Origin of the sequence: Sinorhizobium kostiense, assembly GCF_017874595.1 — a bacterium.
GTDB lineage: Bacteria > Pseudomonadota > Alphaproteobacteria > Rhizobiales > Rhizobiaceae > Sinorhizobium > Sinorhizobium kostiense.
Window position 1 is genome coordinate 989672 of sequence record NZ_JAGILA010000002.1, and the last position, 16847, is coordinate 1006518.

16 protein-coding genes are annotated in these 16847 nt (G+C 62.5%); 5 read left to right on the plus strand and 11 right to left on the minus strand.

The features are described 5' to 3' along the window. Positions 1 to 6 precede the first annotated feature (6 nt). The 3 genes from J2Z31_RS11125 to J2Z31_RS11135 all read right to left on the minus strand — a co-directional run bounded on the left by J2Z31_RS11125 (position 7) and on the right by J2Z31_RS11135 (position 2577). Positions 7 to 618, minus strand: coding sequence for a lysophospholipid acyltransferase family protein (locus J2Z31_RS11125; RefSeq protein WP_209601945.1), 612 nt, complete (start codon positions 616 to 618; stop codon positions 7 to 9). Beyond that, the gene (locus J2Z31_RS11130; protein WP_209601946.1) at positions 615 to 1280 is read right to left on the minus strand and encodes a CDP-alcohol phosphatidyltransferase family protein; all 666 of its coding nucleotides are present in this window, start codon (positions 1278 to 1280) and stop codon (positions 615 to 617) included. The genes J2Z31_RS11125 and J2Z31_RS11130 overlap by 4 nt, the downstream gene beginning before the upstream one ends. A 121-nt stretch (positions 1281 to 1401) precedes the next feature. Then, a complete protein-coding gene (locus J2Z31_RS11135) occupies positions 1402 to 2577 on the minus strand; it encodes an AI-2E family transporter (RefSeq protein WP_209602295.1) in 1176 nt (391 codons plus the stop codon). A gap of 363 nt (positions 2578 to 2940) precedes the next feature. On the opposite strand from J2Z31_RS11135, the gene J2Z31_RS11140 reads away from it, so the two are divergent. Both J2Z31_RS11140 and pgi read left to right on the plus strand, forming a co-directional pair. After that, on the plus strand, positions 2941 to 4641 hold the full coding sequence (locus J2Z31_RS11140; protein ID WP_209601947.1) for a long-chain fatty acid--CoA ligase: 1701 nt from the start codon (positions 2941 to 2943) through the stop codon (positions 4639 to 4641). Positions 4642 to 4770: 129 nt separating this feature from the next. Continuing rightward, positions 4771 to 6396, plus strand: coding sequence for a glucose-6-phosphate isomerase (gene pgi, locus J2Z31_RS11145; protein ID WP_209601948.1), 1626 nt, complete (start codon positions 4771 to 4773; stop codon positions 6394 to 6396). Positions 6397 to 6535: 139 nt separating this feature from the next. Here the strand turns inward: pgi and J2Z31_RS11150 are convergent, their stop codons facing one another. The 7 genes from J2Z31_RS11150 to J2Z31_RS11180 all read right to left on the minus strand — a co-directional run bounded on the left by J2Z31_RS11150 (position 6536) and on the right by J2Z31_RS11180 (position 13427). Further along, the gene (locus tag J2Z31_RS11150; RefSeq protein ID WP_209601949.1) at positions 6536 to 7462 is read right to left on the minus strand and encodes a carbohydrate kinase family protein; all 927 of its coding nucleotides are present in this window, start codon (positions 7460 to 7462) and stop codon (positions 6536 to 6538) included. A 49-nt stretch (positions 7463 to 7511) separates the two neighbouring features. Beyond that, complete coding sequence (locus J2Z31_RS11155) at positions 7512 to 8210, minus strand: orotate phosphoribosyltransferase (RefSeq protein WP_209601950.1); 699 nt, start codon at positions 8208 to 8210, stop codon at positions 7512 to 7514. A gap of 53 nt (positions 8211 to 8263) precedes the next feature. After that, positions 8264 to 9301, minus strand: coding sequence for a dihydroorotase (gene pyrC / locus J2Z31_RS11160; protein ID WP_209601951.1), 1038 nt, complete (start codon positions 9299 to 9301; stop codon positions 8264 to 8266). A 218-nt stretch (positions 9302 to 9519) separates the two neighbouring features. Next, positions 9520 to 10140, minus strand: a complete 621-nt coding sequence (locus tag J2Z31_RS11165) for a nucleoside triphosphate hydrolase (RefSeq protein ID WP_209601952.1) — start codon at positions 10138 to 10140, stop codon at positions 9520 to 9522. Then, positions 10137 to 10919 carry an ATP-binding cassette domain-containing protein gene (locus J2Z31_RS11170; RefSeq protein ID WP_209601953.1) on the minus strand — a complete coding sequence of 261 codons (783 nt, stop codon included), beginning with the start codon at positions 10917 to 10919 and terminating at the stop codon, positions 10137 to 10139. The genes J2Z31_RS11165 and J2Z31_RS11170 overlap by 4 nt, the downstream gene beginning before the upstream one ends. Then, positions 10919 to 12001 carry an ABC transporter permease gene (locus J2Z31_RS11175; RefSeq protein ID WP_209601954.1) on the minus strand — a complete coding sequence of 361 codons (1083 nt, stop codon included), beginning with the start codon at positions 11999 to 12001 and terminating at the stop codon, positions 10919 to 10921. The genes J2Z31_RS11170 and J2Z31_RS11175 overlap by 1 nt, the downstream gene beginning before the upstream one ends. Positions 12002 to 12401: 400 nt before the next feature. Continuing rightward, a complete protein-coding gene (locus J2Z31_RS11180; RefSeq protein WP_209601955.1) occupies positions 12402 to 13427 on the minus strand; it encodes a sugar ABC transporter substrate-binding protein in 1026 nt (341 codons plus the stop codon). 273 nt (positions 13428 to 13700) lie between these two features. On the opposite strand from J2Z31_RS11180, the gene J2Z31_RS11185 reads away from it, so the two are divergent. Both J2Z31_RS11185 and J2Z31_RS11190 read left to right on the plus strand, forming a co-directional pair. Next, the gene (locus J2Z31_RS11185) at positions 13701 to 14933 is read left to right on the plus strand and encodes an ROK family transcriptional regulator (protein WP_209601956.1); all 1233 of its coding nucleotides are present in this window, start codon (positions 13701 to 13703) and stop codon (positions 14931 to 14933) included. After that, positions 14934 to 15362: an RbsD/FucU family protein gene (locus J2Z31_RS11190; protein WP_209601957.1), complete on the plus strand. Its 429-nt coding sequence runs from the start codon at positions 14934 to 14936 to the stop codon at positions 15360 to 15362. A gap of 64 nt (positions 15363 to 15426) precedes the next feature. Here J2Z31_RS11190 and J2Z31_RS11195 read toward each other — a convergent pair whose 3' ends face one another. Then, a complete protein-coding gene (locus J2Z31_RS11195; RefSeq protein ID WP_209601958.1) occupies positions 15427 to 15867 on the minus strand; it encodes a DoxX family protein in 441 nt (146 codons plus the stop codon). 271 nt (positions 15868 to 16138) lie between these two features. Here J2Z31_RS11195 and J2Z31_RS11200 point away from each other — a divergent pair, with 271 nt between their 5' ends. Continuing rightward, positions 16139 to 16843, plus strand: coding sequence for a Crp/Fnr family transcriptional regulator (locus J2Z31_RS11200; RefSeq protein ID WP_209601959.1), 705 nt, complete (start codon positions 16139 to 16141; stop codon positions 16841 to 16843). Positions 16844 to 16847 lie beyond the last annotated feature (4 nt).

The window sequence follows — 16847 nt, forward strand, 5'->3', positions numbered from 1 at the left end:
GCGGCCTCACGTGATCGGGTACGAGGCGAGCGAGCCGACCGCTTCCCGGGCGCGCTCGAGGAATTCGTCTTTTTCCTCTCCCGCTCGGCTGGCGAGCGGCGCGCCGAAACGCACCGTGCAACTGATGGGAACAGGAAGGAAGGCTCCCTTCGGAAAGGCGCGCGAGGGGTTATCGAGGTAGGTCGGGACCAGTTCGACCTCCGGAAATTCCTGCGCCAGCCAGAAGAGACCGCTCTTGAAGGGGCCCGGGAGGCGGTCACTGCCGCGCGTGCCCTCCGGGAAAAGGATGAGGGATTGGCCGTCGGACAACAGGCCGCGCAAGGGCGCCAGCGCCGCCCCGGGCGTGCCCTGCAAGGCCCGCTCGACGAGCACGGCGTTCAGCACTTTCAGCGCGATATGGCGGCGGATGCTGCCCCTGCCCCAATAATCGGCCGCGGCAATCGGATGGGTGGACGCGCGCAACGCCCGTGGCAGCGCCGACCAGATGAGGAGCGTATCTAGATGGCTGGCGTGATTGGCGAAATAGATGCGCTGGCGCGGCTCCGGCAGAGAGCCGACCCATCGCGCCTGGCCGCCGACGATAAAGCGGGTGAGGCCGATCAGCACGATATCAATCAAGGCTGCGAAGCTCCCCGGATGCGCGAGACGATGGCTCTGGTGCGGGTCCAGCAGGTGAGCAGTGAACCGAGCAGGATGACCCAGGCCGCGACGTAAGGTATGAAGTGCCCCGTCGTCAGCGCGGCTTCTGCGAGCGCCAAGACGCAGGCGAGGCTCATCACCGCCATGCGGTGCTGTTTGGCCATCGGACCGCGGAAATCCTGCGCCTGGCCGATCGAGCCGCCGAACACGCGGACATAGGCGGTAAGCGCCGCCGCGAGCGCGCCCCCCCAGCCGAGCCATCCCGCTTCCGCGGCATAGCCGAGGGCGACGATCAGCACCGTATCGGCGACGCGATCGGGAAATTCGTTGTAGAGCGCGCCGACGGACGAGCCGCGCCCACCCTCGACCGCCACCATGCCGTCGAGAAGATTGCACAAAAGGCGCAACTGGATGCCTGCGACGGCGAGCAGATAAAGGAAAGGCCAATGCGGCGCCCAGAACAGGGCAGCCGCTCCGATCACGGCGAAGGCGATACTGAAAAGCGAAATCTGGTTCGGCGTGACTTGCGTCTTGAGAAGCAATGCCGTCAGTTGCCGCGCGAAACCGCTCTGGCGCGCCGCAATCGGGCGGCGATCGGTGGCTGGCCCGTCGGCATGCTCGCCGTGAAAAGCGTCGTTCATTATGGAAAACCGGGCCCACAACTTTATGATTGCAGCCTGTCTTAAAACAACTTCGTGAAAAAAACCATATGGCGGCTTGCTCGTCGACACAGCCGGGACGGCCGTACTCGTCCGCTCGATCTCACTTCACCGACAGATCGACCCGCGTAATCGTCTCGGAAGTCGGCTGCGGCCTCTCGGTCACCTCATGCAGCCATTCGCGCCAGATGGCGACAAGCAGCGCCATGAGCACCGGCCCGACGAAAAGACCAAGGAAGCCCATTGTCTTGACGCCACCGACAAGGCCGAAGAAGGTCGGCAGGAAAGGCAGCTTGATCGGTCCGCCGACAAGCCTCGGGCGCAGCGTCTTGTCGACGATGAAAAGCTCCGTCGTACCCCAGACAAAGAGCGCAAGACCCTGAACCGGCGAGCCACTCGCCACGAGATAGGCCGACACCAGCGTGAAGCAGAGCGGCGCCCCGCCGGGAATCAGCGCCATGATGCCGGTGATGATGCCGAGCGTGACGGGAGACGGCATGCCGGCGAGCCAGTAGGCAACGCCAAGGACGATGCCCTCACCGATGGCGATAATGCCCATCCCGGTCACGGTCGAGCTGATGGTGAGGGGAACGACACGCGACAGACGCTCCCACCGCATCGGAAAGATCTGCTCGCCGAGACGATCGAGCTGCTTCGAAAAGGACTGGCCGTCACGATAGACGAAGAACAGCGTGATCAGCATGAAGAGCAGCGTCAGGAACGACTCGAAGGCTGAGGCGCCGATCACCAGAACACCACGATAGATGTTGCCGATATTGGAACCGCTGACGAGCTGGACCAGCTCTCCGAGAGCGCCGGGATGGCCGATATATCGCACCCATTGCTCCCCGAGCCAGCCGCCGGCCATCGGAATCGTTGCCAGCCATTCGGGAACCGCTGCTCCGTTGGCATTGGTCGCGACTGCCCAGAGGAGCCAATCGCGCACCTCCTGCACCGCATAGACCGCGGCCAGCGAGATCGGCACGACGATGAAGGCGACGACCGCAACGATGGCGATGGTAGCAGCAAGCGTACGATTGCCGCTAACCGCCTGCAGCAGCCGTCGATAGATCGGCCAGCTGGCGAAGCCGATGACGACGGCGGCGAGCACCGGCACCACGAAACCGTGGAAGAAATAGACGCCGGCGAGCAGTACGAGGACGAGCAGCCAACGCGCCGCAGAGATCGGCAGGACAAGGGCGGAACGCGAATGAGCCGGCTGCCCGAAGAGCCTCGGCTCCACCGGGAGATTTTCTCGCTCGCGATTGCCCAATTGCACCTGCATTCCTCCGTCTTTCAGAGACCTTACAACAAACGCGCGGCCTTGCCAGCCCGTCTCCCGCAGGATCGCGGATATTGTGCCGGCCTCCAGCGCCGCGTGTTTGCTCAACGGGCAAGGGTCGGGCTAGGCCCCCTCCCCCGCACTTCCCCCTGTTAGCCCAAGCAGGTGACAGGCAGATTTCGGTGATCCTAGCCAGACACGCACAGAACTCGCTTATTGACGCTTACGTCAAAGTAATATAACTGGAATGATGCTTGAAGAAGCGCAGTAAAAGCAGCATCTTCGACGGAGAGGAAGATCGGGAGGGGTTTTTCTTCGCCGTGAGCACGGCCGTTTGATGCGACCAGAGGGAGAGAGGTCATGGCGGAAGCAAGCATACAGCAGGCAGGGTCCGGCAGCGGAAAGATGTGGCTCGGATCCTATCCGCCCGGCGTGCCCGCCGAGATCGGCCCGATTGCCTATCGCTCCATCGGCGAGTTCTTCGACCACGCTGTTGCACAATATTCCTGGCGTCCGGCCTTCACCAGCATGGGCAAGTCCCTCACCTTCGCCGATCTCAATCGTTATTCGGCAAAGATCGGTGCGTGGCTGCAGTCGCTGGGGCTCACCAGGGGCGATCGGGTCGCGGTCATGCTGCCGAATACCCTGCAGAACCCGGTCGTCGTTTATGGAATCCTTCGCGCGGGCTTCACGGTGGTGAACGTCAATCCGCTCTATACCCCGCGCGAACTCGAACACCAGCTCGTCGATGCCGGTGCCAAGGTGATCTTCGTGCTTGAGAATTTCGCCCATACGGTCGAGCAGGTCGTCACCCGGACGGCGGTCAAGCATGTGGTCGTCGCCAGCATGGGCGACATGCTCGGGGCCAAGGGTCTGGTCGTCAATCTCGTCGTGCGCCGGGTAAAGAAACTCGTTCCCGCCTGGTCGATCCCGAACCATGTCTCCTTCAAGGCAGTCCTCGCCAAAGGCGCGACACTGACGCTTACGAAACCCCATCTGGGGCCGGGGGACACTGCCTTTCTTCAATATACCGGCGGTACGACGGGCGTGTCCAAGGGCGCATGCCTGACCCATGCCAACCTTCTCTCGAACATGGCGCAGATGGAGCTCTGGCTGAACACGGCGTTCCTGCGCAAGCCGCGCCCTGAACAGCTCACCTTCATGTGCGCGCTGCCGCTCTACCATATCTTCGCACTTACGGTGAATTCGCTGATGGGCCTCGCGCTTGGCGGCAACAACATCCTGATTCCCAATCCCCGCGACATTCCCGCGTTCGTCAAGGAGCTCGGCAAATACCGCACCAATATCTTTCCCGGGCTCAACACGCTCTTCAATGCGCTGATGAACAATCCCGAGTTCCAGAAGCTCGACTTTTCATCGCTGATCCTGACCTTCGGCGGCGGCATGGCCGTGCAGCGGCCGGTTGCGGAGCGCTGGCTGCAGATGACCGGATGCCCAATCCACGAGGGCTACGGGCTGTCGGAAACCTCGCCGGTCGCCACCGCCAACCGGCTCGACACGGATGAGTTCACTGGCACGATCGGCATGCCTTTACCCTCGACGGAGGTGGACATACGCGACGAGGACGGCAATTCGTTACCTGTTGGCCAAGTCGGCGAGATCTGCATCCGCGGGCCGCAGGTGATGTCCGGCTATTGGAAGCGGCCGGAAGAGACGGCGAAGGCGATCTCGCTGGACGGATTCTTCCGCACCGGCGACGTCGGTTTCATGACCGCTGCCGGCCTGATCAAGATAGTCGACCGCAAGAAGGACATGATCCTCGTCTCCGGCTTCAATGTCTTCCCGAACGAGATCGAGGAGGTGGTGGCCACGCATCCAGGCATTCTGGAATGCGCGGCGATCGGTGTTGCCGACCCGCATTCCGGCGAGGCGGTGAAGCTTTTCGTCGTGCGCAAGGACCCGAAGCTCACCGAAGAGGAGGTCAAACGCCACTGTGCGGAGAACCTCACCAATTACAAGCGGCCGAAATTTGTCGAATTCCGCGCCGATTTGCCGAAATCCAACGTCGGCAAGATCCTACGTAAGGACTTGCGCGGTTAGCACCAGCGGCGCACCGATCTGGAAATGCCATCCGCAGGCGGTTTTTTCGCTGCAGTGCACACATGCCCTTGATTTGCCGCTGTTAAAGCGACTAGCTATCGCAGCCAATCCGATGCAAGGAGCCCTGCGATGAAAGCGCTTGTCGAGAACCTCAAAGCCACTGCACGCGAGACCAATGCAACCGACATCCGTGCCGCCTTTGCGGCCGATCCCAACCGCTTTTCCCGCTTCAGCACCAGGCTCGGAGACCTCCTCTTCGATTATTCGAAATGTGCAGTGAATGACCGGATTCTCGACGGGCTGGAGGCGCTGGCGAAGGCCGCCAAGGTCGAGGAAAAGCGCGACGCGATGTTCCGTGGTGACATCATCAACATCACCGAGGAGCGTGCGGTACTGCATGTCGCGCTCCGGAACAGGACGAACCGGCCGATCCTCGTCGACGGCAAGGACGTCATGCCCGACGTCAATTCCGTGCTCGAAGCGATGAGCGCCTTTGCCGACGGGGTACGTTCCGGCGCGCTCCAAGGCGCGACCGGCAAGAAGATCACCGACGTCGTCAATATCGGGATCGGCGGCTCCGACCTCGGTCCCGTGATGGCGACGCTGGCGTTGGCGCCGTTCCATGACGGGCCGCGGTTGCATTTCGTCTCGAACGTCGACGGCGCCCACATCGCCGACACCCTGAAACTCCTCGATCCGGAGACCTCGCTCTTCATCGTCGCGTCCAAGACCTTCACTACGATCGAGACGATGACGAATGCGGCAACCGCCCGCGCCTTCATTGCCGATAAGCTCGGCGAGGCGGCTGTCGGCCATCACTTCGCGGCCGTCTCGACGGCGCTCGACAAGGTCGGCGCTTTCGGCATCGATGCCGCCCGCGTCTTCGGCTTCTGGGACTGGGTCGGCGGGCGCTACTCCATCTGGTCGGCCATCGGCCTGCCGCTGATGATCGCCATCGGCAAAGAAAACTTCGGCCGCTTCCTCGATGGCGGCCATGCGATCGACGAGCATTTCCGTACCGCCCCTATTCGCGAAAACATCCCGATGCTGCTTGGGCTCATCGGCTTCTATCATCGCAACGTGCTCGGCTATCCCTCGCGGGCGATCCTGCCCTACGATCAGCGTCTTTCGCGCTTCCCGGCCTATCTGCAGCAGCTCGACATGGAGTCGAACGGCAAGGCCGTGACGCTTGACAGCACGCCGGTCCAGTTCTCGACCGGGCCCGTGGTCTGGGGCGAACCCGGCACCAATGGCCAGCATGCCTTCTATCAGCTTATCCACCAGGGCACCGACATCATTCCCGCCGAGTTCATGATCGCTGCGAACGGACATGAGAAGAGACTGCGTCACCAGCACCAACTTCTGATCGCCAACTGTCTGGCGCAGTCGGAAGCCCTGATGAAAGGCCGCACGCTCGCCGAGGCAAAGGCGCAGCTTACGTCGAAGGGCATGGATGAGGCGAAGGCCGACAGAATCGCGCCGCATCGCGTCTTCACCGGCAATCGGCCGTCGCTCACCTTCGTCTACGACCAACTCGATCCGTTCGCGCTCGGGCGCCTGATTGCGCTCTACGAACATCGTGTCTTCGTCGAAGGCGCGCTCTTCAACATCAACTCCTTCGATCAATGGGGGGTCGAGCTCGGCAAGGAGCTCGCGACCGGGCTTCTCCCGGTTGTCGAGGGAAAGGAGAGCGCCGACGGCCACGATTCCTCCACTGCCGGCCTGGTTGCCGCTCTCCTGAAGGCGGCGCGCTGATCAAGAACAAGGGGCTCGGCCAAGTACCCCCACTGGCCTTCCCGTCCTCGCAGCAGCTGCGGAGTGGGCCGGCCAGAGGGGATATCGACCGTCGCGCGTTCCGGCCAAGTCGGCGAGAACCGGTGTCGTTAGTATGAACTCAGAGCCCGATTTCGTGGCGCCAGGGCGGATTGGCGCCGGCGCGCGAGACGGTGACAGCCGCGGCCTTGGCACCGAGCGTAAGCGCATCGCGAACGGCGCCCTCGTCAAGGCTCGCCACGCTTTCCTTAGTGAGCCGATCGTTGAGCTTCAGCGAAGCCAGTACGCCGGCATCGAAAGTATCGCCGGCACCGACGGTATCGACCACGGCGACGCGCTCGCCGGCGACTTCGACTTTGTGATTCCGGGTGTAGCCGACCGCGCCGGCCGCTCCCTTGGTGATCAGCACCAGCTTCGGGCCACGCGTCAGCCATTCGGCTGCGAGCGCGTCATGACTGCCCTCCATGCCGAACCAGGCGAGATCCTCGTCGGAGAACTTGATGATGTCCGACATCGCAGCCATTCGGTTCATGCGGGCAAGATGCGCCTCCCGGTCCTTGATGAAGCCCGGGCGGATGTTCGGGTCGAAGGAGATCACCCGTCTCTCGTGCTCCCGCCGCATCAGCGCCTCATAGGTCGAGCCGCAGGGTTCGGGAATAAGGCTGATCGCGCCGAAATGTAGCGCCTCGCAGGTGTCGTCGAGCCCCGGCAGGTGATCGACGGTGATCATTCGCCCGGCCGTGTTCTCGTCGAAGAACGCGTAGCTCGCATGGCCGTCGACAAGCTTTACGAAAGCGAGCGTCGTGTGCAGCGGCAGGGTGGCGCAGGGGCTGTAATCGACATTGGCAGCTTTCAGCGTCTCACGCAGGATATCGCCGAACATGTCGTCGGAAAGGCCAGTGACGAAGCCGGTCGGAATGCCGAGGCGTCCAAGCGCGATGGCGGTATTGAAAATTGCGCCCCCCGCATAGGGCGCAAAGGCAGTTTCCCCCGCCGCCGTCTCACGCGGCAGCATGTCGATCAAGGCCTCTCCGCAGCACACGATCATGACTGTCCTCCCTGAAATCTATTCGGTTGATTAAGCGCGCGCCGGTCTGTCACTGAGCCGCGAGCGCGCTGACGCCGCCGTTGCGGGCCGACCATTCGAGCGGCGCATTGAGGAAAGCCTCGACCTCGTTCAGCGTCTTTTCGTCAAAGAGCGCCTGCTCTCGGGCGACGGCAAGTACGTTGCGCCAGGTGGCGATGTAATGCAGGTCGACGCCTTTGGACTTCATGTTGGCGCGTGCCTCCGGGAAGATATCGTAATAGAAAAGGGCAACGCCGTGCTCGACTATGCCGCCGGCCGCGCGGATTGCATCGATGAACTTGAACATCGAACCGCCGGCGGTCGTCAGGTCCTCGATCACCAGAACGCGCGCACCCTCCGGCATATGCCCCTCGATTTGGGCATTGCGGCCGTGTCCCTTCGGCGCCTTGCGCACATAGATCATCGGTAGGCCGAGGCGCTCGGCAAGCATTGCCGCAAACGGGATGCCAGCGGTCTCGCCGCCCGCAACCACGTCAAACTGCTCGAAACCGGCCTCACTCAGGATCGTCGCCGCCGCGAAATCCATGACGGCCGAGCGAATCCGCGGATAGGAGATCAGCTTGCGGCAATCGATATAGACCGGGCTCGCCATGCCGGAGGCAAGCTTGTACGGTTCATCGGCGCGAAAATGCACGGCCCTGATTTCCCAGAGCATCTTCGCCACCAGCTCTGCCATCACCGCCTTGTCGGTGAATGCATTCGAAAACATGAACTTCCCTCCGTGGCATGACCTGAAACGATCACGCATCCAAGACAACCCGATTAGACGACAGCCCAGTAGAGCGGGAACATCGGATCAAAAACGGTGACCGGTCCCGCCTCAGTCTCGATCTTGGCCGGATAGCGCACTGGCTCCTGCCCTTTGCTGAGCGTGATTCTTTCCTCGTTGACCGGCAGGCCATACCACGCAGGGCCGTTCAGCGACGTGAAAGCCTCCAGCCGGTCGAGCGCCCCCTCCTCCTCGAAGACCTGCGCGAGGCAACTCAGGGTATTTATCGAGGTGTAAATTCCGGCGCAGCCGCAGGCGCATTCCTTGAGCGGATCGACATGCGGGGCGGAATCGGTGCCCAGGAAGAAGCGCACGTCGCCGGAGGTTGCCGCTGCCCGTAGCGCGAGACGGTGTGTTTCGCGTTTCGCGACCGGCAGGCAGTAATAATGCGGCTTGATGCCGCCGACGAGAATGGCGTTGCGGTTGATGATCAGGTGATGGGTGGTGATCGAGCCGGCGAGGTTGGCTTTCGACGCCTTGATATAGTCGATACCGTCCTTTGTCGTCACGTGCTCCATGGTGATCCTGAGCTCCGGCAGGCGCCGACGCAAGGGATCGAGAACCGTTTCGATGAACACGGCCTCACGGTCGAAGATATCGACCTCCGGCGTCGTTACCTCGCCGTGGACGCAGAGCGGCAGGCCGATCTTGGCCATGCGCTCGAGCACCGGCATTGCCTTGTCGATGTCGCGCACGCCGCTCGCCGAATTGGTGGTGGCACCGGCCGGGTAGAGCTTTACCGCCTTGACGAGACCGCTTCTGAACCCCTCCGCGACATCATTCGGGTCGGTACTTTCGGTCAAGTAGAGCGTCATCAGCGGTTCGAAGCGATGGCCCGCGGGAATGGCGGCGAGAATACGCGCGCGATAGGCCGCCGCATCGGCGGCGGTGACGACCGGCGGCACAAGATTGGGCATGACGATCGCGCGGGCGAAGTGGCGGCTCGTGTCAGCGACGACGCCGCGCAGCATGCCGCCATCGCGCAAGTGAAGGTGCCAATCGTCCGGGCGCCTGATTACGAGCTCTTGCATGTCAGCGTTCTCCCGATGCTCGCGCCCGATCCGCGCGGGCGGCGCTGCGGCCGGCGCTTGTGGGGCGGTAATTCATGTGGTGAAACCGCATCTCGATATCATCATTGCGCCGCGGAAGACAACGACGATTCCAACGGGATCGATCCACAGGGGGCGATTCCAAGGGCCAGGCACAGGATGTGGGCGTCACACACTGTCATCCCACTCCGGAGCTACCGTCAGAAGTCCGGAACCACCCGGTCGGCGGGCCGCCGACTGTCGAGGACCCGACGGGCGTTCGGGATGTCGTTGCCGAAGGCCTTCGCGCGCGCCACCTCGTTATCGTACCCGTAATCGAGCCAGCGCTGGAGCAGCCTCTTTTCGAGCACTTCCAGGCCGGGATCGATGAAGACCGAATAATCGAACGCTCCATCGAGGGCGCTCCAGGGCGCCTCGTCGAGCAGCAGGTAATTGCCTTCGACGAGGACAAGGCGCGTCTCCGGCGCAATGATCCTTGCCGAAGCGATCGCCAATTCCCTGGAACGATCGAAGACCGGAACCAAAACCTCGCCGTCATTAGCGCGGACGGCTGCGAGCGTTGCAAGGAACGTGCGCACGTCGAAGGTCTCGGGCGCGCCCTTGCGGCCAAGCAAGCCCTTCTTTTCGAGGACGGCGTTGTCCATGTGGAACCCGTCCATCGGGAGCACTGCCACGCTTTCGCCCGCTGAGGCGATCGCCTCGGCAAGGGCTTCGGAAAGTGTCGACTTGCCGGCCCCCGGTGGGCCGGCAATGGCGACGATGAAACGGCCGGCGCCGGCCGCCCGTTTCAGGATCTCGTCCGTCAAGGACCTGCGCGTCATGCAGCAATCGCCTCACCCGGAGGTGCTTTTGCACCGGTCATGAAGGCGACCGCATCCGACATGGTGAAGTCCTTGGGATTGATGACGCAGAGCCGCCGGCCGAGGCGGTGGATATGGATCCGGTCCGCCACCTCAAAGACATGCGGCATGTTGTGCGAGATCAAGACGATTGGCAGGCCGCGGGCGCGGACATCGAGGATCAGTTCCAACACGCGCCGGCTTTCCTTCACACCGAGTGCCGCAGTCGGCTCGTCCATGATCACGACTTTCGAGCCGAAGGCGGCCGCCCGTGCGACGGCGACGCCCTGGCGCTGGCCGCCCGAAAGCGTTTCCACCGCCTGATTGATGTTCTGGATCGTCATCAGGCCCAGTTCGGACAGCTTTGCCCGCGCCTGTTTTTCCATGGCCGCGCGGTCGAGCGAGCGGAACCACTTGCCCATGATCCCCGGCTTGCGGATCTCCCGGCCGAGAAACATGTTGTCGGCGATCGAGAGCGCCGGCGACAGGGCAAGATTCTGGTAGACCGTCTCGATGCCGGCCTTGCGCGCATCCATCGGCGAGCGGAAATGCACCGGCTGGCCTTCCAGGCGGATTTCGCCGTCGTCCGGCGTGAGAGCGCCGGAAACAGCCTTGATCATCGTTGACTTGCCGGCACCATTGTCGCCGATCACAGCGAGGATTTCGCCGGGGTAGAGATCGAAATCGGCATGGTCTAGAGCTGTCACCCGGCCATAGCGCTTGACGAGACCGCGGGCGGTGAGAATGGGTTCCTGTGCCATCAGGCTGCTACCTTTCTGATCCACTGGTCGATTGCAACGGCGAGGATGATCAGCAAGCCGATCAACAGATAGGTCCATTGCGGGTCGGTGCCCATCAGGCGAAGTCCGAGCGAGAAGACGCCGACGATGAGTGCACCGAACAGCATGCCGAGAATGGAGCCGCGTCCGCCGAAGAGCGAGATGCCGCCGATCACCACGGCGGTGATCGATTCGATATTCGCGAACTGGCCGGCGGTCGGCGAGACCGAGCCGATGCGGCCGATGAGGGCCCAGCCGGCCAGGGCGCAGATCAGGCCCGACAGCGTATAGACGGCGACGAGCATGTGCCTGACGTTGACGCCGGCGAGCTTGGCCGCTTCCGGGTCGTCGCCCACCGCATAGACGTAGCGTCCCCAGGCCGTATGGTTCAGGACATACCAGAGCAGGCCGACGAGAAGGACCATGGCGATGACGCCATAGGTGAAGACGGCGTTGCCCAGGCGAAGGCTCTGGCCGAAGAATTGCAGAATCGGCGCGTTCGCGGAGATGTCCTGTGCGCGAATCGTCTCGTTGGCCGAATAGAGGAAATTCGACGCGAGCACAATCTGCCACATGCCCAGGGTAACGATGAAGGGCGGCAGCTTCATGCGCGCGACGAGGGTGCCGTTGATGTAGCCGCAGAGCGCCCCGACACCAAGTCCGCAGAGGACGGAGAGCGTCGGCGGCAGACCGTAGCGGAAAGTAAACTGTCCCATCACCACGGAGGAGAGCACCATGATCGCGCCGACCGACAGGTCGATGCCGGCCGTCAGCACGACGAGCGTCTGGGCCGCGCCGACGATGCCGACGATCGCCACCTGCTGCAGGATGAGCGTCATCGAGAAGGCGGAGAAGAACTTGCCGCCGAGAATGGCGCCAAAGGCTGCCAAGGACAGCACCAGGACGATCAGCGGCACGGCGGCCGGGCTCGAATGAAGGAAATGCTGGAGTTTCTGAAGTGGCGTCTTGTCATGCGTGTCGAAGGACGCCACCTCCGTCGAACTGTTGACCAGGACTTTTTCGAATTCCTGGGATGGCTGTGCGGCTGTGTTTGGCTCGCCCATGGAGACTCCTCCCGTAAACCCCGCTCCCAAGCAGGGCGCATTGCTGCAGGATGTGCGGACCGCCGATCATCGCGGCGAATTCCCATGACTTTCCCGGTCACCTCGGCTCGGATTGCCTCATCCGGATCACAATGGCGACCGCTTCCGAGAAGCCAGAGCGGAATACGGGTGGAAACGCGATCACGACTTTCCTCATCCCGCTCTAAAGGTTGCGCAGGTTCTGCGGCTTGTCAAAGACCACACGCCGCGCGGCTGTTCAGACGCGCAAAATTTGCTGCAGAAGCTTCGACTCGCGCATGTCCTTCCTGGCTCCGCCAGAACTCAAGGAAACATGCAGCGCCGCTTACACGAAGGGCGGCCGGGGCCGCCCTTCCCTGTCACGTTTAAAGCCCGGGCCTCGTCAGCCCCAGCACTTCTCCAGACCTTCCTTGGTGTCGATCGACTCGACGCCGGAGACCGGCTTGTCGGTGACGAGCGAGACCCCCGTGTCGACGAAGTCCTTGCCCTCGGTCGGCTTCGGCTTTTCGCCGGTGTCGGCGAATTTCTTGATCGCCTCGATACCGAGCGCCGCCATCATCAAGGGATATTGCTGGGAGGTCGCACCGATTACGCCTTCGGCAACATTCTTGACACCCGGGCAACCGCCGTCGACGGAAACGATAAGCACGTCCTTCTCGCGGCCGAGCGCCTTGAGCGCTTCATAGGCGCCAGCGGCAGCCGGCTCGTTGATCGTATGAACGACGTTGATGGTCGGATCCTTCTGCAGAAGGTTCTCCATCGCGGTACGGCCACCTTCTTCATTGCCGTTGGTGACGTCATGACCGACGATGCGCGGATCATCCTCGTCGCCAATCTTGTTCGGATCCTTGGGATCGATGCCGAAACCGATCATGAAGCCCTGGTCGCGCAGAACGTCGACGGTCGGCTGCGACGGGGTCAGATCGAGGAAGGCGACCCGCGCCTCCTTGGCGGCATCGCCAAGCGTCGCGGCGGCCCATTGGCCGATCAGCTTGCCTGCAAGCAGGTTGTCGGTCGCGAAGGTCGCGTCAGCAGCATCGAGCGGCTCGAGCGGGGTGTCGAGAGCGATGACCAGGACGCCTGCCTCGCGAGCCTTCTGCACGCTTGGCACAATGCCCTTGGTGTCGGAGGCGGTGAGCAAGATACCCTTGGCACCGTCAGCGATGCAGGTTTCGATCGCCGCAACCTGGCTCTCGGAATCACCGTCAACCTTGCCGGCGTAGGACTTGAGCGTGATGCCAAGCTCCTGAGCCTTGGCGGTCGCGCCTTCCTTCATCTTGACGAAAAAGGGATTGGTGTCAGTCTTGGTGATGAGGCAGGCGGAAATATCAGCCGCCTGCGACGCCGACGCGAAGGCGACGCCAACAGCAAGCGCGCCGAAAGCGGCAGAAAGAACAGTTTTCTTCATTGAACCCTCCCAAGGATGAACATGCCGGAGAAGCCGGCCTTTCGGGCTTCGCCCCGCAGCAATTCCTCCACTGCGGACCGCGCTTCCGGATGTAAATCAAGCACCAAATTTCCGGCCTGTCAATAAATAAATCAAATTGAATTATTATCCCGTTGTGGCATTCTGCGTGTATGCGGAGGCTCCGAGCGGTCGATCACGCAATGCCGGGCATGGCGGGAGTAGAGCAACAGACTTCGTGTGAACTTCGAAGTGCCAACGGGAGGAGGCGGTGGCATGTCACTGACAGTAGGTCCCCGGGCAGGATCGACGCAGCCGGATGTCATCGATCCGAGCGGGGGGGCGAACCAGACGCGCGTGCGCGCCTACAACGAGCGGCTGGTCATGTCGCTGGTGCGTCGCCACGGCCATCTTTCCAAAGCCGATATCGCCCGCCGGTCAGGCCTTTCGGCGCAGACCGTTTCGGTGATCATGCGCTCGCTCGAGTCCGACGGGCTGCTCGTGCGCGGCGCCCCGGTGCGCGGGCGCGTCGGCCAGCCTTCGATTCCCATGCGACTCAATCCGGATGCAGTCTATTCCTTCGGGGTCAAAATCGGTCGTCGCAGCGCCGATCTGGTGCTGATGGATTTCGTCGGATCGATCCGGCTGCATCTGCACCAGATCCACACCTATCCGCTGCCCAACGATCTCGTGAGCTTCATCGTCGAGGGAATCGATAAGCTCGAGCGGCAGCTCGAGCCGGAAGCACGCAAGCGCATTGCGGGAGTGGGGATCGCAACGCCGTTCGAGTTGTGGAACTGGGCGGAGGAAGTCGGCGCGCCGCGCGAGGAGATGGACAAGTGGCGCAATTTCGACCTGCAGGCCGCAGTTGCCGCCCGGACGCCGTATCCTGTTTTCATCCAGAATGACGGCACCAGCGCCTGCGGCGCCGAACTCGCCTTCGGCGTCGGCGCCAGCTATCCCGACTTCGTCTATTTCTACATCGGTTCCTTCATCGGCGGCGGCGTCGTCATCAACTCGGCCCTCTTTTCCGGCCGCACCGGCACTGCAGGTGCCGTCGGGCCGCTGCCGGTGTCCGGCAAGGACGGGAAGACAACGCAACTGCTGAAGATCGCCTCGGTCTTCATGCTTGAAAAGCTGCTGCGCGAGCGCGGCATCGACCCGAGGCCACTGTGGTATTCGGCGGACGACTGGATCGATTTCGGCGAGCCGCTGGAGATCTGGATCCAGGATTCGGCGGCTGCCCTTGCGCAGGCCGTGGTCTCGGCCGCGTCGATCATCGATTTCTCAGCCGCCGTGATCGACGGCGGCTTCCCCCCATGGGTGAAAACCCGCCTGCTCGCGGCAACGCGCAAGGCGCTCACCGCTCTCGATCTACAGGGGGTCAGCGTTCCCGATCTCGTCGAGGGCGCGGTCGGAAGCCACGCCCGGGCGATCGGCGGCGCCAGTCTGCCGCTCTTTTCACGCTATCTGCTCGATACCAATGTTCTCTTCAAGGAGCTTACCTAGATGCTAAAGGGAATCGACCCCATCCTGAGCCCGGAACTGCTCTCCGCGCTACGGTCGATGGGGCATGGCGACGAGATCGCGCTCGTCGACGGCAACTATCCGGGACAGGAGCATGCGCGCCGGCTCGTGCGGCTCGACGGCCACCACCTAATCCCCGTGCTCGACGCCATCCTGAGCCTTCTGCCGATCGACGACTTCGTGCCTGAGGCGATCTTCCGCGCGACCGTCAAGCAGGACAAGGAGGCACTGGATCCGGTACATCGGGATATCGTTGAGTGCTGCCGCAAGCACGAGCCGCGGCAGCCGGTCGTCCCCCTTGTCGGCGCTGATTTCTATCCGCGGGTAAGAGCCGCCCACACGGTGGTGCAAACAAGCGAGCCGCGGCTCTATGGCAATGTCATTCTACGCAAGGGCGTGGTTTACCCCTGAACAATGAAAAAACCCGCCGGGCGCACCGGCGGGTTCGTTGCAACAATCGACGATTTCACCTGCCTTAGGCGGTGGCGAGCGCCTTGCCGAAGCGGGCGTCGAGCGAGAGTGCCCCCGGGCCGAAGCCGGCCAATACGAGGAAAGCGCCGGCAATGGTGATGTTCTTCATCATCATGATCTGGTTGAAGAGCGACAGCAGGCCGTTTGCGGCCTCGGGGAAATCTGGAATGTTGATGGCGCCGCCGTGGAACACGAAGGCGGTCACCAGGCAGAAGGCGGCAAGAAGATAGGAGGCGATGCGCGTCTGGAAGCCCACCAGGATGGCGAGGCCCGCGGCCAATTCGAATATCCCGGCAAGATAGGCAAGCAGTGTCGCCGCCGGCCATCCGGCATTGGAGATCATGCCGACCGTGCCCGACGGATCGCCGAGCTTGCTGAAACCGGAAGTGATGAAAATGATCGAGAGAAGAATGCGTCCGATGAGAACGATGACATTCTGAGACATGGCGAGCTCCTGTTGGAAAGGTATTCGGCAACAGAAGTACCAGTATTTCGAGATTCATCTAGCCGCCGCCGCGGAAACAGATTGTTCACTCCTAAAAGACAGAGGCGGTCCATCGTCAACGCATTTTGGCGCTCCGCCACGCTCTTTTCTGTTGCACGAGGGAGCAGCAAGAGGAAGAATCGCCGCGCGTCCAGCGTGTCGGCCCGTAAATCGGAACCAATTTTCGGGAAGCACGCCTGGGGGACGAATGGCGCGCTGCAGGGGAAATCTCATGGCCGAAGTCAACCGGAGTCCCGCCTTCTGGCGGTCCTTCCCGATATTCGAGGAGTTCGACAAGGAAACGCTTTGCGAGCTCGCCGACATCGCCACCTACCGGAAGTGGCCGGCGGGCACCGTCATCTTTCAGCGCGGCGACGAAGGCAACTACATGATCGTCGTGGTCTCCGGGCGGGTCAAGCTGTCGCTGTTCACGCCGCAGGGGCGTGAACTCATGCTGCGGCAGCATGAGGCGGGTTCGCTTTTCGGCGAAATGGCGGTGCTCGACGATCAGCCGCGCTCGGCGGATGCAACCGCGGTGACCGCCGCCGAAGGTTATGTGATCAGCAAGAAGGATTTCCTGGCTCTCATCACGCAAAGGCCGAAGATCGCCGAGGCGGTCATACGCTTTCTCTGCGCGCAATTGCGCGACACGACGGACCGGCTGGAGACGATCGCCCTCTACGATCTCAATGCGCGGGTTGCGCGCTTTTTTCTTGCGACCCTCAGACAGATCCATGGGAACGAGCTGCCGGCCAGCGCCAATCTCCGTTTGACGCTGAGCCAGACCGACATTGCCGCGATATTGGGGGCCAGCCGCCCCAAGGTAAACCGTGCTATCCTCTGGCTGGAGGAGAACGGCGCCATCAGACGCACGGATGGCATCATCTCCTGCAATGTCGGGCGCCTCCTGAACATCGCCGATCCACCGGAGGACTAGCCCT

What these genes read in the sequence shown, in the direction of transcription:
- J2Z31_RS11130 (WP_209601946.1), bottom strand. Translation starts at nt 1,280, where the DNA reads ATGAACGACGCTTTTCACGGCGAGCATGCCGACGGGCCAGCCACCGAT.
- J2Z31_RS11140 (WP_209601947.1), top strand. Translation starts at nt 2,941, where the DNA reads ATGGCGGAAGCAAGCATACAGCAGGCAGGGTCCGGCAGCGGAAAGATG.
- pgi (WP_209601948.1), top strand. Translation starts at nt 4,771, where the DNA reads ATGAAAGCGCTTGTCGAGAACCTCAAAGCCACTGCACGCGAGACCAAT.
- J2Z31_RS11150 (WP_209601949.1), bottom strand. Translation starts at nt 7,462, where the DNA reads ATGATCGTGTGCTGCGGAGAGGCCTTGATCGACATGCTGCCGCGTGAG.
- J2Z31_RS11155 (WP_209601950.1), bottom strand. Translation starts at nt 8,210, where the DNA reads ATGTTTTCGAATGCATTCACCGACAAGGCGGTGATGGCAGAGCTGGTG.
- pyrC (WP_209601951.1), bottom strand. Translation starts at nt 9,301, where the DNA reads ATGCAAGAGCTCGTAATCAGGCGCCCGGACGATTGGCACCTTCACTTG.
- J2Z31_RS11165 (WP_209601952.1), bottom strand. Translation starts at nt 10,140, where the DNA reads ATGACGCGCAGGTCCTTGACGGACGAGATCCTGAAACGGGCGGCCGGC.
- J2Z31_RS11170 (WP_209601953.1), bottom strand. Translation starts at nt 10,919, where the DNA reads ATGGCACAGGAACCCATTCTCACCGCCCGCGGTCTCGTCAAGCGCTAT.
- J2Z31_RS11175 (WP_209601954.1), bottom strand. Translation starts at nt 12,001, where the DNA reads ATGGGCGAGCCAAACACAGCCGCACAGCCATCCCAGGAATTCGAAAAA.
- J2Z31_RS11180 (WP_209601955.1), bottom strand. Translation starts at nt 13,427, where the DNA reads ATGAAGAAAACTGTTCTTTCTGCCGCTTTCGGCGCGCTTGCTGTTGGC.
- J2Z31_RS11185 (WP_209601956.1), top strand. Translation starts at nt 13,701, where the DNA reads ATGTCACTGACAGTAGGTCCCCGGGCAGGATCGACGCAGCCGGATGTC.
- J2Z31_RS11190 (WP_209601957.1), top strand. Translation starts at nt 14,934, where the DNA reads ATGCTAAAGGGAATCGACCCCATCCTGAGCCCGGAACTGCTCTCCGCG.
- J2Z31_RS11195 (WP_209601958.1), bottom strand. Translation starts at nt 15,867, where the DNA reads ATGTCTCAGAATGTCATCGTTCTCATCGGACGCATTCTTCTCTCGATC.
- J2Z31_RS11200 (WP_209601959.1), top strand. Translation starts at nt 16,139, where the DNA reads ATGGCCGAAGTCAACCGGAGTCCCGCCTTCTGGCGGTCCTTCCCGATA.